The sequence below is a fragment of the Paraburkholderia sediminicola genome, assembly GCF_046026675.1.
GTDB classification, from domain to species: Bacteria; Pseudomonadota; Gammaproteobacteria; order Burkholderiales; family Burkholderiaceae; genus Paraburkholderia; species Paraburkholderia sediminicola_F.
In genome coordinates this window covers 3,604,439-3,617,525 of record NZ_JAQQEY010000002.1, presented here as the reverse complement: position 1 = coordinate 3,617,525, position 13,087 = coordinate 3,604,439, and the positions used below count along the sequence as shown (strand labels likewise).

The 13,087-nt window shown below is 59.8% G+C and carries 12 protein-coding genes; 2 read left to right on the top strand and 10 right to left on the bottom strand.

All coding sequences use genetic code 11. The annotated features are described in order from the left end of the window. Positions 1-68: 68 nt before the first annotated feature. The 5 genes from PQQ86_RS35935 to PQQ86_RS35915 form a co-directional block, all read right to left on the bottom strand. Positions 69-1,646 carry a gamma-glutamyltransferase family protein gene (locus tag PQQ86_RS35935; protein WP_408278226.1) on the bottom strand — a complete coding sequence of 526 codons (1,578 nt, stop codon included), beginning with the start codon at positions 1,644-1,646 and terminating at the stop codon, positions 69-71. Positions 1,647-1,782: 136 nt separating this feature from the next. Beyond that, entirely contained in the window at positions 1,783-3,117 is a 1,335-nt protein-coding gene (locus tag PQQ86_RS35930) for an amidase (protein WP_408278224.1), read from the bottom strand. Then, positions 3,114-4,094 (bottom strand): ABC transporter substrate-binding protein, encoded by a 981-nt coding sequence (locus tag PQQ86_RS35925; protein ID WP_408278222.1) that lies wholly within the window; start codon positions 4,092-4,094, stop codon positions 3,114-3,116. The genes PQQ86_RS35930 and PQQ86_RS35925 overlap by 4 nt, the downstream gene beginning before the upstream one ends. Positions 4,095-4,163: 69 nt before the next feature. Then, positions 4,164-5,018, bottom strand: a complete 855-nt coding sequence (locus PQQ86_RS35920; RefSeq protein WP_408278219.1) for an ABC transporter permease — start codon at positions 5,016-5,018, stop codon at positions 4,164-4,166. Next, entirely contained in the window at positions 5,015-5,791 is a 777-nt protein-coding gene (locus tag PQQ86_RS35915; protein WP_408278216.1) for an ABC transporter ATP-binding protein, read from the bottom strand. Before PQQ86_RS35915 ends, PQQ86_RS35920 begins: the two co-directional genes overlap by 4 nt. 579 nt (positions 5,792-6,370) lie before the next feature. Between PQQ86_RS35915 and PQQ86_RS35910 the strand changes: the two genes are divergently transcribed. After that, on the top strand, positions 6,371-6,856 hold the full coding sequence (locus PQQ86_RS35910) for a MarR family winged helix-turn-helix transcriptional regulator (protein ID WP_408278213.1): 486 nt from the start codon (positions 6,371-6,373) through the stop codon (positions 6,854-6,856). 152 nt (positions 6,857-7,008) lie between these two features. On the opposite strand, the gene PQQ86_RS35905 is transcribed toward PQQ86_RS35910, so the two are convergent. Continuing rightward, complete coding sequence (locus tag PQQ86_RS35905; protein WP_408278211.1) at positions 7,009-7,443, bottom strand: winged helix-turn-helix transcriptional regulator; 435 nt, start codon at positions 7,441-7,443, stop codon at positions 7,009-7,011. A gap of 350 nt (positions 7,444-7,793) precedes the next feature. Between PQQ86_RS35905 and PQQ86_RS35900 the strand changes: the two genes are divergently transcribed. Then, complete coding sequence (locus tag PQQ86_RS35900; protein WP_408278208.1) at positions 7,794-8,597, top strand: class II aldolase/adducin family protein; 804 nt, start codon at positions 7,794-7,796, stop codon at positions 8,595-8,597. Positions 8,598-8,623: 26 nt separating this feature from the next. Here PQQ86_RS35900 and PQQ86_RS35895 read toward each other — a convergent pair whose 3' ends face one another. The 4 genes from PQQ86_RS35895 to PQQ86_RS35880 form a co-directional block, all read right to left on the bottom strand. Further along, entirely contained in the window at positions 8,624-9,652 is a 1,029-nt protein-coding gene (locus tag PQQ86_RS35895) for a LysR substrate-binding domain-containing protein (protein WP_408278205.1), read from the bottom strand. A gap of 2 nt (positions 9,653-9,654) precedes the next feature. Beyond that, entirely contained in the window at positions 9,655-10,989 is a 1,335-nt protein-coding gene (locus PQQ86_RS35890) for an MFS transporter (RefSeq protein WP_408278202.1), read from the bottom strand. A gap of 165 nt (positions 10,990-11,154) precedes the next feature. Then, positions 11,155-12,687 (bottom strand): MFS transporter, encoded by a 1,533-nt coding sequence (locus PQQ86_RS35885; RefSeq protein WP_408278199.1) that lies wholly within the window; start codon positions 12,685-12,687, stop codon positions 11,155-11,157. 174 nt (positions 12,688-12,861) lie between these two features. Beyond that, positions 12,862-13,086, bottom strand: a complete 225-nt coding sequence (locus PQQ86_RS35880; protein ID WP_408278197.1) for a hypothetical protein — start codon at positions 13,084-13,086, stop codon at positions 12,862-12,864. Position 13,087: the final 1 nt, after the last annotated feature.

Sequence of the window (13,087 nt, the reverse complement as noted above, 5' to 3'; positions counted from 1 at the left end):
AACGCTCGCGGGCTATTGGTTTAGAAAAGGTGCGGGCGGCGCGGCCGCCCGCTGTCTAGCGGATGTGCCTACCAGCCAGCCGCGGCTCCGTCGCTGCGCGGGTCAAAGCCTGCCTCCAGACATCCGTTGCCGTGCCGGACGATCGCGCCGGCGTGGCCCATTGCTTCGTCGTATGGCAGCATCTGTTCGACGTCATGGCCGAGACGGCGCAGCGCATTGAACGTATTGGCGGGAAACCGCGCCTCAAGCTTGAGCGATTCATTGCTTCGCCCCCAGGTCCGGCCTAGCAGCCAGCGAGGCGCATCGATAGCGGCTTGCGGATTCCAGCCGAAATGGGCGATGCGCGAAAACACGGCGCTTTGCGATTGCGGCTGGCCGTCGCCGCCCATGTTTCCGTACACCATCGTGCGTCCATCAGCGAAGCGCGCGAGTGCCGGGTTCAGCGTGTGAAACGGCCGTCGTCCCGGCGTAAGTGGATTGCGCGCAGAGGGATCGAGCGAGAAGCTACAGCCGCGGTTTTGCCAGTTGATACCCGAATCCGCAAGCACGAGGCCGCTGCCGAACTCGTGATAAATGCTCTGGATGAAGCTGACGGCCACGCCATCGGCGTCGATCACGCCGAGCCATACTGTGTCGGCCGGTCCGAGACCGCGACCCCACGGGGCGGCTGCAGACATCGAAATCTGCTCGGCCATTGCGTCGAGCACAGGCGGCGCAAGCAGCGCCTGCGGATCGATGTCCATGTAATCCGGGTCGGTGATGTGCTTGTCACGGATGGCGAACGCGAGCTTGGTCGCCTCCACGCAGGCATGGACGTACTCCGGGCCGAGCGGATCCATATCGTCGCGCAAGACGCGGTCGAGGACACCAAGAATCTGCAGGGACACAAGCCCTTGTGTGGGCGGCGGCATGTTGTAGATCGTGCCGAGCGAATGAGTGAGCGCCAGCGGCGTGCGCAGCCTTGCGCGATGCTGTTCAAGGTCGGCTAGCGACAGCGGACTTTCGAGGGCACGCAGGTCGGCCGCGATGCTGCGTGCGAGGTCGCCCCGGTAGAAGTCGTCGAAACCCGCATGGGCGAGGCGCTCGAGCGTCGCGGCGAGGCGTGGCTGGACAAAGCGGTCGCCGACAGTCGGCACGCCCAGCGGGTTGTCGCCCGTCAGAAACGTCTGTGCGAACCCCGCGACCGATTCGAGTTCCTGCCGTTTGAGCGCGACGCATTCGGACTGACTGCGCGTGACTGGAATACCGCCATCTGCGTAGGCGATCGCATCTTCCAACAGGCGTGCGACCGGGAGCTTGCCGCCGAGGTTGTCCGTGGACCAACGATGCGCCAACGCCCAACCCGACACTGTGCCGGCCACCGTATTCGCCGCCAGCGGTCCGCGAAACGGGATCGATTGCAGGCCGTGTGCGCGGTAGGCGTCGATCGTCGCCGCCGATGCCGCCGCTCCACATGCCTCGATACCGACTGGCTCTTCCCCCGGCCGCGAAATCAACCAGAAGCCGTCGCCGCCGATGCTGTTCATATGCGGATACACCGCTGCGATGGTCGCCGCGGCGGCAATCATCGCCTCGACGGCATTGCCTCCGTCGCGAAGGATCGCGAGCGCGCTTTGTGACGCCAGCGCATGGGGTGTGACCGCCATCCCGCGGATGCCCCGCACTGGATTTAAAAATTCTGCAGACATATTTCCTCAAACCATCAATCGATCTTCACTACCCGCTCAGCCGCTACGGGTTCGCATGATCACGTGATACTGCCTGTGCACAACGAAGCCGGCATCAGCGAGACGCAACCGCGATGTTCCAGCCGGTTCTACCTTCTACCCACTCGGCAAGCGACAGCAACGCGGCATCGTGCTGACCCGCCCCGACCAGTTGCACGCCAAGCGGCAACCCCGCCGGACCGAAGTTAACCGGTAACGTCACCGCCGGCACGCCGAGGAAGGTCCAGGGCGTGCAGAACGCCGCATCGCCCGTATAGTCGAGCCCCCGGGGCGCCTCGCCCGATGCGGGCGCTACCAGCAGCGCATCCAGTCCGGCTTCTTCGGTGAGCCACCGGTCGAAGCGAAGCGCCATCTGTACCTGCAATGCCTTCGCTTTCGCATACCCAGTCGCGGACAAAGCCCGGCCTTCCTCGACCAGAGCCTTGATTGGTGCGCTGACAAGGGCTGGAGAACGGTCTACCAGTTCGCCGTGTACCAGCGCTGCTTCAACTGCGACGAGGATCGAGGCATGTCGTGCAGCGTCGAACAGCTCGACCGGCAAGTCCGCACCGACGATTTCTGCGCCATCAGCTCGCAGACGTAAGGCAAGCTGATTCAGCACGTGTTGCTGCGCTTTATCGATGGCCCCACCGATCTGCTCGCGCAACACGCCGAAACGTGGCGGCCGCTTCGCCGCATCGCCTGGGTCTTTCCTCTGGCGACTGTTATGCGAGGGGTGTGGATCGTCCGCATCGCTCCCTGCCAGAATCGATAGCGCATGAACTGCATCAGCGACATTGGTGGTGAAAACGCCAAGGTGATCGAGCGACCCTGACAACGGCAACACGCCAGTCCGCGCAATCGTGCCGTAACTCGGCTTTACCCCAACTACACCGCAATACGCGGCGGGGCGGATGACGGATCCGAACGTCTGCGTACCGAGCGCGAGCGGCACGATGCCTGCCGCAACGGCGGCAGCCGAGCCGCTCGACGAACCGCCAGGCGTGTGATCGCTATTCCACGGGTTGGTCGTAGCGCCAGGCTGACGCCAGGCGAACTCGGTGGTGACCGTTTTGCCGAGTACCGTGGCACCGGCTTCGCGCAAACGGGCGACCACCCATGCGTCCTTGTCGGGCCTGCGCCCTTCGTAGGCCGGCGATCCGTACGCGGTGGGCATATCGGCCGTATCGATCAGGTCTTTTATGCCGACAGGGACGCCCGCGAGCGGCGCGTGGGGAGCGGCACGATTGACTATCGGCGACGCTGGCAGATGGATGAACGCTTGCAACTCAGGCTGCAGCCGTTGCGCCGCATCAAATGCCTGTTGGACAGTCTGGTCGATGGTGCGCGTTCCCGCGCGGATCGCCTCACGGATTTCGCGGATGGTTGGGGAGGGGCAAGAATGGGTCATTTCGTGGCTAGTGCTTGATGAATGTAGTTCTGCACGATGAACGTGCTGTAATTCGGCTGCTGCTTCAAGTTACCGAGTGAGATCTGCGTATCCATTGCCACCGTCAGCGCTTTCGGGGTGATGTCGACGCTCCTGGGATACACGCCTTCGTTCAACATGCGTTTCACCGCAGCGTTAACGATCTCCGGATCGAGGCTTGGAAACTCACGGCGGGCGATCGCCAGGGTTTCCGTGGAATTGTTCTGCATGAAGACGAGTGCCTGTTCCATACCTTTCACGAACCGCGCCGCCACATCGGGGTCCACGCTCCTTTTCGCCGAGATCGACGAGAATGCGTATTCGCCATACAACTTCGGAAAGCCGAGCACCACCTTCATGCCTCTGGCGACGGCCTGATCAAGGCCGGGTTCATACATCACCGCAACCTTGGACTGGCCTGCAACCAGTGGGCCGATCTCGGAGCCGAGCGGTACCTGGGATAGTTTTACGTCGGCTGGCGACATGCCGTTCTCTTTTAGCAACTTGAAGAACAGCGACGTGCTGGTAGTCGGCATTTGTCCTGACACGACTGTCTGGCCCCTCACGTCCTTGATGCCGGTGAATTTGCTATCCGGCGCAGTGACGATCCACACCGCCGCACCGTTCACAACGTTGGCGATCACATCGACATTCGCGCCTTTTTCAGCAGCGACCGCGGTCCATTCGGGACCATGCAACGAGAAGTCCGCACTTCCCGATAACACGGCTGATAGCGCCGCGCTCGGGCTGCCCGCAGTCTGCTTTGTCACATCCAGCCCCTCCTTGGTGAAGAAGCCGCCGTCGATGGCGACGTAAAGTGGCAGATACAACATCGACTGGAAAGCCTGCGAAATAACGGCTTTTTTGTTGGCGGCCAAGACGGGCGTTGCGATGGTGACGGCCGAAACTGCGACTGCTGTTGTCAAAGCAGCCAGCATTTCTCTTGCAAGGATTGCCATTTTCAGGTCCAGAGAAAAATTAGATTGGCGGGCGAAAAGCAAACAATTCGACCTTGAGTGGCGGCAGCGTCAAACTCGTAGCGTCGGTGCATTCGACACCTGTCGCCATGGCAGCAGCTTGCGTTCGACCAGGTCAATCAGGAAATACAACACGAAGCCAATCGCCATCAGCACGAAGAGGCCGGCCCACACGGTGTTCAGGTCGTAAAGACTTGAGGCGGTAAAGATCATGTGGCCAAGCCCTTTCTCTGACGAAATGAATTCACCCACCACTGCGCCTACCAGACCAAAGCCGATGTTGATGCGGAATGTCGAGATCACGTAAGGCAGCGTGAACGGAATAACGACTTTCAGGAACACATCGTTTTTGTTCGCGCCAAGCGTGACGAGCAGTGCCTGAAGATCAGGATCGGCCTCTTTCGCTGCCTCGTAAGCGGCTATCAGCGCGACGATCGCAGTCAGCGAAATTGCCAGCGCAACTTTCGAAACGAGCCCGGTGCCGAACCAGAGAATCACAATCGGCGCGAAAGCGATCTTCGGAACGCTGTTGACCGCGACGATGAATGGCTCGATCAGTCGCGCGACGAATGGCGAATACCATAGCGCAAGGCCGCAGACCGAGCCGACCGCTGTGCCGAACAGAAAGCCGAGCATCGCTTCGAACATGGTGTAGCCGATATCGACGAAGAGGTCGCCTGATTCAGCGGAGCGAGCTAGAGCGTCGTAGATTTTTGTCGGCGAGCCGACCAGGAAGTTCGATACCCAGCCAAGCCGCGCAGCGCCTTCCCAAATTGCAAAGAATGCAATCACCGCGACGAGCTGCAGGACCGTGCGCCCCCATCCGGTATTCAGCACGGGACCAGAGCGCGTCTGACTGCGTGTCGCAGCGACTTTCGCGTTATTGATGGATGCGGATTGGTTCATGCTGCCTTTGCCTCGGTCTGGATATCGAGTTCCGCGCACAGCGCGTGAAAGTAGCCGGAAAAGTTCGGATCGCTGCGCGCGCCGATTGGCGAACGCGCGCCGATCTCGATGTCGTAGACCTTTTTGACTTGCGAGGGCCGGCCGCCTAGCACCACCACACGCTTCGATAACGCGACTGCTTCGTCGATGTCGTGCGTGACCAGTACGACCGTCTTGTGGAACGTCTCGACCGCTTCCATCAGCACGCCTTCCAGATACAGCCGGGTCTGATAGTCGAGCGCCGAAAACGGCTCATCGAGCAGGATGATGTCGGGATCATTGATCAAGGTGCGGATCAGCGCGACACGCTGGCGCATGCCACCGGACAGCATGCGCGGATAGGCATTTTCGAAACCCGCCAGGCCATAGGTGTTCAGGTATTCCATTGCCATTTCGCACGCTTGCGCAGCCGGCATGCGGGACAACTCGGGCCCGATCAGGATGTTCTGCAATACGGTGCGCCACGGCAACAGCAGGTCACGCTGCATCATGTAGCCGACTTTGCCACGCAAGCCGGTGACTGCTTGCCCTCGATAGACGATCTCGCCGCTGTCGGGTTCCAGAAGGCCGGCGATCACGTTGAACACGGTCGTCTTGCCGCAGCCCGACGGGCCGATGATGCTGACGAAATCCCGTTCGTTGATGTCGAACGACAATCCACCCAGCACATCGACCGAGCCCTGTTTGCTAGAGAAGGACTTTCGAATGTTTCGCAACGCTAGTTGTACTGACATGCTGGACCTCGTGCTGAACTCGAATCACTTCGCGCTTCGCTTACGTGCCCGCTCAGGGCAGAGTCGGTGCACGGTTTGTCGACGATTTTGAAGGAATTGATTGGGGACTCAGTTGCTGGATTCGTCGGTTGCCGACGATACATAGATGCAAATTGCAACAATTGAAATATTCACATTGATTCGAATTGCACAAAGCGTGCCATCGCGCGCAAACCCTATATACAAGTGCGAATCGGGTATTTTCAAGCGGAGGTGAACCCACTATCATGTTCGGAAAGAGTGCAGATGCGCGCAAGGAAGGTGCATCGGGCACAACGAAATCGGCGACGCACTGCATCAGGGCGAAATGCGACGGTCGACGGCGAAAGGCCATTGAAACGATATTGGGATTTTGAGTCGGTGCGAGAACCGACTACAGAATTGATGTGCCGTACCAACGTGGTTACATCAGAAGATTCATGTCGCGGGCAGAGGACATCTGGCGAGTTGCCATACGATGGTATGTTTCGTGCAGGAAACGCGTAAAATTCAAAAGTTGTAGTGTGCAACTGAATCAGAGTATGTGAATAGGAGAACAGCATGTCGAAGGCGCCGTATCCAAGACTGGAGCATTTGAATTTTCGCCTCGACGTACTCAGTGAGTTGGCCAAGGGCGTGGCGTCTGGCCTTTACGAAGCCGAATGCGATGTCACCCTGCGCGATCTGCGCGTGCTGCGTTTCGTCGATATGCAGCCGGGTATCTCCCTCGGTCCGCTCATTGAGCTGACATACCTTGAAAAGACGCTGGTTTCAAAGCTGGTCACCACGCTAGCCAATCGTGGCTTACTGACACGCTCTACCGGCACGGCGGATGCACGTGTCATCAACCTGAACTTGACCAGGAAGGGCAAGACAATCGTCCGAAAGTGCGATCGGATCGGCAAGATTTTCGACGAGCAGCTCATGTCCGTTCTGTCGACGGAAGAAAAGCGAGTGCTTTTTCACTGCGTCGACAAGCTGACGGAACACGTTGAGGAGGGCGGGGAATGGACAGTCCCGCCGGCACGACGCAAGCGCACAGCCTGAATCGCGACATCGGGGCGACAATGGCCGAGATTTTGCATCCGGCAGGGCGGGTCGACGAGATCATGGGCGAGATCGCCGCGGCGTCGGAAGAGCAAAGCGTCGGCATCGAAGCGCCGCATGCGTTCACAACTCACAAGTTTCAACCTCGCGGTCTAAAGAGTCGCTCCGTTGGGGGAGAGCGAGGTGTTTACCCGCTTTTCTCCACGATCGAACTGCAGCCGCGCCGCTTCCATTTCGGTCATGTGACTTTCGGCCCAATCCCAGATTCCGCAGATTTTGTCCAGAAGGCTGCTTCCCAGCGGTGTCAGCCGATAGTCGACACGCGGCGGTATCACCGGATGCACGTGGCGCGAAACCAGGCCGTCGCGCTCTAGTTGGCGCAACGTCTTCGTGAGCATCTTCTGACTGACACCACCGATGTGTTCGCGTAAGCGTGAAAAACGCATCTCGCCGTCAGTCCCAAGTGCATCGATCACCAGAATGGTCCACTTATCGGCGATCTGCTCGATGATGTCGCGCGCAAGATCATCGGTTTTCTTTTGCGCGTTTTCGCTGGCGCAAAGCGCATCGTCGCAATTTGTTTCCATAGGGAAAGTATGGGGCCGCGAGGTGTTTTGTGGTTGCCTGATGTGGCTGACATGTACGTTGGTCTGCGTAGTTAATCAGCATGCCTCAGTTAATTGGACAGCATCCGACGTGGGTTCGGTTTGTCAAAAAACGAGTATCGCATGACTATCGAAACACTTGCGATTGAATTTTTATGTAAGCCATGTTTCATGACTTGGCCCCGGACGCTTCCTTGCGTATCTGGACACCACGGTCGAATCACGAGGCCGCGCGTGTGAGCGCAAGAAGCGACCTTGTGACAAATCGTCGATGGACGGTGTCGTCTGCGCAAACGAAAATCAAGGCTCAGACCAGCACGAAGGAGTATGTCATGGGCCATGCGGAAGTCCGCGAGTTGCACATTCCGAAACCGATCGGCGGGCGCTTGCCGGAGCCGCCGGTATTCGCCAGCCTCGACGATGAACGGCAACATCGCAAGCTCAAACTTGCTGCGGCATTTCGCATCTTTGCGCGATTCGGACTGGCCGAAGGCATAGCCGGGCATATCACGGTGCGCGACCCGGAGTTTCACGACCGGTTCTGGGTCAATCCGTACGCACAGCATTTTTCGTCCATCCATCCCGACGATCTCGTTTGTATCGACGAGGAGGCCAACGTTTATCATGGGACCGGACCCGTCAACGCCGCTGCCGCGGCGATTCACTGCGGTATCCACGGCGCGAATCCGAATGTCGTTGCAGCAGCCCATACACACACGCCTTCCGGCCGCGCGTTTTCAGCGCGCGCACGGCTCCTTGCTCCGCTCAATCAGGAAGCCTGTCTCTTCTACGACGATCACGTCCTGTTTCGAGGCGACGTGGTCGTGCTCGCCACGGAAGAGGGTCGCCGAATCGCGGAGACAATGGGCACAAAGCGCGCCGCCGTTCTGCTCAATCATGGCTTGCTGACTGTCGGTTCATCGATCGATGCCGCGGCGTACCGTTTCATTGCAATGGAGCGTTGCTGTCAGGTGCAGTTGCTGGCCGAGGCGGCAGGTCCCATTGAGCCGCTATCGGACGAGGATGCGCGGACTACGCACGCGCAACTGGGGTCCGACTACGTCGCGTGGCTCAGCTTCCAGGGGCTCTACCAGCAACTCCTGCGCGACAGCCCTGATCTGCGCGAACTCGCTTGAACACGGACGTGCTCATACCGACGTCCTCAGTTTGGCGCAAGCGTCGCTTCGAAGGCTGCCGTGCGGTCGAGTCGGCAGCCTTCGCGATAGTCGCGCACGGCCGCGCATAGCCATCGATCGAAGCGTTTAAGCGGCTCCCAGTCACGCCTCTGCTCGGGAAATGAGTAGTAGACAGTCTCCGGATTCGGGATCGAATGAGGATGCACCTGGACGAGTGCACCGCTGCGCAGCTCCCGTTCAATCAGGATGCGCGGAAGCAAGGCAACACCCAGTCCTGAAATCGCGGCGTTGATTGCCATGATGAACATGTCGTAGTGCTGGTTCGCCGCACGATGTTCGGTGACCTGCGTGGACGCGCTTTCGGACCATGCAAGCCACGCACGCGGAAGATCGCGGGTGTGAATCCAGGGCAGCGCACCGATCTTTTCGCTGCTCAGGCTATCGCGCCCACCGATCAACCCGGGCGCACAGACAGCCAGAATCTTATCGTCGCTTACGAGTGGTTGTCCGGGCATAGCTGGCCACAGGCTCTGTCCGAAATAGATCGCGGCATCGAAGCTTGAATTGTCGAAGAACGTCGGCTGGTCGCGCCCCATGATATGAAGTTGCAGGTCCGGGTTGAGCTCGTAGAAGTTACGCAGGCGCGGAATCAGCCATTGAGACGCGAACGTGACGCCGACGGCCAACTGGATCTTCACTTCGCTTTGCTGGCGCATCAGCTCAAGCGTATCTCGGCGAATCTGGTCGAGATGAACGCGAATTCTCCGGGCGTACTCTGCGCCAGCCGCGGACAATACCAGGCGCTGACGCACCCGCTCGAACAGGGCGATGCCCAGATGAGCTTCGAGCTCGTTGACCTTTTTGCAGACTGCACCATGCGTTTGCGACAGTTCGATCGCAGCTCTCGAAAAACTTTCATGGCGCGCGGCGGCTTCAAAAGCTTGCAGCGCACTGAGACTAGGGACACCGCGGCGCATCGAGAATCCTTGCTGGCGAAAGGAAGTGGGCAATGGATCCCTCGATGATAGTCCTAAGGACGGCGAGGCGCTGGCCACGCTTATTCGCTGGCAAGCTGTGGCTGGCTAATTTTTCGCCGGCGGGTTTCGAGCAGCGTGACCGTGATCGCGGCGAGCACCATCGTCGCGGCGATGCCCACAAATGCGAGGACAAACGTGCCGGTCGTATCCTTCACCCAACCGATAAAATAGGGCAGCAAGAATCCTGACGATACCCCGATGCTTGTGATCAGCGCGATGCCGGCCGCTGCGGCGCGATCGGTGAGGATACGACTTGGCAACTGCCAGAAGGTTGTGATGCTGCAGAAGCAGGCCGCGGAGCCGATCGAAAGGGCAATGATCGATTGGTAGGGAGATTTCAGCAGCAGGGCTACCGAGAGTGCGGCCGCGCACACCAGCAACGGGCCTGCTACGTGCCAGGCGCCGACTTGATGGCGACTCACCACACGGCCCCAGATGAGCGTCGCGACAACGGCCACGCCGAATGGAATCGCTGTGATCAGTCCGATATCCACGAGGCTGTACTTCACCCCGAAAGTGCTTTCAAACGTTTTAACGACTTGCGGCAGGAAATAGAGCAAGCCGATGATGCCGGCATTGGTGCCGAAGTAGACGACACCTAGCGCCCATACTTTCGGATTGCCGAGCGCCTTCCAGGCGCTCGACGGCGAGGTGGCGGCCGCCGCCTCGGCCCATTCGGCAGCCAGCGCCGCAGCGATTTCACTCTTTTCCGCAGCGGAAAGCCAGCGGGTGCGAGACGGGTCGTCCGTCAGCCGGAAATAGACAATCCCGGCCAGGATGATTGCAGGGACCCCCTCCAGCAGAATCATTGCACGCCAGCCGGTGATACCGAACACGTTCGCATGTGCCATCAGCCAGGTGGACACCGGTGCCCCGAGCACGCCGGTTAGCGGGATCGCTGTCACGAACAGAGACATCATCCATACGCGATTGCGCGCCGGCATCCACAGCGTGAGGTAATACACCATGCCCGGAAACAAGCCGGCTTCGAACGCGCCAAGAAAGAAGCGGGCGATATAGAGCCAGCGGGAGTCAGGGACGAAGCTCGTCAGCGAGGAGAGCAGACCCCAACTGAGCAGAATGCGCGTCATCCACAGCCGCGCGCCAAACCGATGCATGCACAGATTGCTCGGCACTTCGAACAGAATATAGCCGAGAAAAAACAGGCTTGCCGCGAAGCCGTATTGCGCCGTCGTCATGTGGAGTTCGGCGTTCATGGTCAGCGCGGCATAGCCGATGTTCGCACGGTCAAGCTGGTTCGCGATGTACATCACAATCATCAGCGGCGCGAGCCGCCAGGCGATCCGTTTCATCAATCGATCGGAAATCGCAGGTTTGCGCGGCCCGAGATCCATGGCTTCCTCCAGATTTACGCGTTACGGAATGCTCTTGAGGATGATTAAGCGCCCTGACCAAGGGTACGACAATGCACGAAAAATATTGACTTTGTGAGAAAACGTCACAGATCGGGGGCGCGAGATGGGCGCATGACGGATCGCCAACTCACCCCGAACGTGTTCTTAATCAACCGCCCCTTCGCCGCCCAGAAGCGCGGGACCGGCATCGGTAGGGCTCGCAGTGGATGGCGTGCGACCGAGAAATCCAAGCACGACGAGCGCGGAGGCCAGTGTGATTGCCACGAGAATGTGGAGCAGGATACGGAATGCGCCATCGTATGCCTGCGCGAGAATGGGCTGCCCCAGCGCGGGCAGAAGAGCGATGGCATGTGGGAGATCGCCGGTTGCCACGCGCTGGGCGGCTTGCGCGGCGGCATTGCGCGAAACGGGCGGGAACGCTGCGAGTGCGTCGGATAGCCTTAGACGTGTGAGGACCGCAAGTACCGCGCCGGCAATTGCGAGCGTCATGCCCTCTCCGGCTACACGCGTCGTGCTGAAGATGCCGGTTGCCATGCCCGCGCGTTCCTTTGGAACGACGCTGACTGACAAGCCATCCATCAGGCCCCACGGCAGGCCGGCTCCGACTCCGATGATGAGCAGCGGAAGTGTCAGGGTGCCGGATGGCGCGTCAGGCGCGATGCCACTGAACCAAAGCATACCGACCGCCGCTATGATGAGGCCGGCCGCTGAAATGACACCGGCCGACATCCATCGCGTGAGCAATGCCGCCGTGATAGGGACAAAGAGCATCGGCGCCGATAGCGAGAGCATCATCAAGCCGGCGTCGATCGCAGAATGTCCTTCAATTCCGATAAAGCGCGTAGGCAAGACTAGAAGCAGCGTAACGTAACAAAATGCCGTCGCTAGCGGGAGCGCCTGCACACCCACGAAGCGCGGATAGCGAAACAGCGACAGGTCGAGCATGGGCCCGGAAGCACGCCTTTCGATCCGGACGAACGCGATGAACATCGCCGCGGCGCCTGAGAACAGTCCAATAATGAGAGGGCTGCTCCAGCCGCTTTCCGGACCTTGCAACAGCCCGAACGTGAAGAGTGTCAGCGCGGCGGTGAAGCTGGCGGCGCCAGGCCAATCGAGACCCATGGCATTCGGGTCGTACGATTCTCTTAGCTTCGGAACGCCGAGTGCAAATCCGGTCAAGCCGATTGCGGCATCGACCAGGAAGAACGAACGCCAACCGAACGTCTCCGTGAGAAACCCGGCGAGTAGTGGGCCAAGCGCCAAGCCGATGCCGAAGGTGGTGCCGAGCATGCTGAACGCGCGGGCGCGCCCATGTCCGTCGAACTCCTGTGCGAGTGCTGCCGACGCACCGGCCAGCACAAACGCGGCGGCAATGCCCTGTAGCGCGCGCTGAAAATCGACCCACAACAGAGTCGGCGCCGCGGCGATCCCAAGTGACGTCAACGCGAAGAGCACCACGCCTATGGCGAATACACGCTTTCGTCCGAACAGATCGGCAAGCGCTCCCGAGGCCATCAGACTGCTGCCGAAGCTCAGCATGAAGGCGTTGAGAATCCAGTTGACCGCCACTGGACTGCCTCCCAAGGCGGTGCCGATGGCCGGCGCGGACACGGCCGCACCGCCGAAATTCAGCGGCAGCACGAGCACGGCGATGCAAATGCCCACGAGGATCAGCATCTGTTGCGAGGCGCTACGGGGGATTGCTACGTCTGCTATTGGCAAGACACCAGCCGAGGCGGCCAGCCGTCCTGAAGACGGGGTAACGCTTTTTTCCTGCACGGACTATCTCTCTGTTCAACTTCCACGGTTATGCCCATCAGGACATGTGAATTCACTCGGTTTAATTCCGCGCTATCGCGGTGCGATCCGTGTATGGCCACTCACCTCCCGGCCTGCATCCGGTTCCATGCCGATAAAGTAGAGGACCGAGAACAGCACCAGCGCAGACACTAGCAGGAAGGCGATCCGGAAATCGGCCAGTGAGAGCTGTGCGTGATTTCCATGAACCAGGACCGCAACGTGCAGCGCGATTGCACCAAATGCGATGCCCAGACCGATGGTCATCTGCTGGACCATG

What these genes read in the sequence shown, in the direction of transcription:
- PQQ86_RS35905 (WP_408278211.1), bottom strand. Translation starts at nt 7,443, where the DNA reads ATGGAAACAAATTGCGACGATGCGCTTTGCGCCAGCGAAAACGCGCAA.
- PQQ86_RS35910 (WP_408278213.1), top strand. Translation starts at nt 6,371, where the DNA reads ATGTCGAAGGCGCCGTATCCAAGACTGGAGCATTTGAATTTTCGCCTC.
- PQQ86_RS35885 (WP_408278199.1), bottom strand. Translation starts at nt 12,687, where the DNA reads ATGCTGATCCTCGTGGGCATTTGCATCGCCGTGCTCGTGCTGCCGCTG.
- PQQ86_RS35890 (WP_408278202.1), bottom strand. Translation starts at nt 10,989, where the DNA reads ATGGATCTCGGGCCGCGCAAACCTGCGATTTCCGATCGATTGATGAAA.
- PQQ86_RS35900 (WP_408278208.1), top strand. Translation starts at nt 7,794, where the DNA reads ATGGGCCATGCGGAAGTCCGCGAGTTGCACATTCCGAAACCGATCGGC.
- PQQ86_RS35920 (WP_408278219.1), bottom strand. Translation starts at nt 5,018, where the DNA reads ATGAACCAATCCGCATCCATCAATAACGCGAAAGTCGCTGCGACACGC.
- PQQ86_RS35930 (WP_408278224.1), bottom strand. Translation starts at nt 3,117, where the DNA reads ATGACCCATTCTTGCCCCTCCCCAACCATCCGCGAAATCCGTGAGGCG.
- PQQ86_RS35935 (WP_408278226.1), bottom strand. Translation starts at nt 1,646, where the DNA reads ATGGCGGTCACACCCCATGCGCTGGCGTCACAAAGCGCGCTCGCGATC.
- PQQ86_RS35925 (WP_408278222.1), bottom strand. Translation starts at nt 4,094, where the DNA reads ATGGCAATCCTTGCAAGAGAAATGCTGGCTGCTTTGACAACAGCAGTC.
- PQQ86_RS35880 (WP_408278197.1), bottom strand. Translation starts at nt 13,086, where the DNA reads ATGGTCCAGCAGATGACCATCGGTCTGGGCATCGCATTTGGTGCAATC.
- PQQ86_RS35915 (WP_408278216.1), bottom strand. Translation starts at nt 5,791, where the DNA reads ATGTCAGTACAACTAGCGTTGCGAAACATTCGAAAGTCCTTCTCTAGC.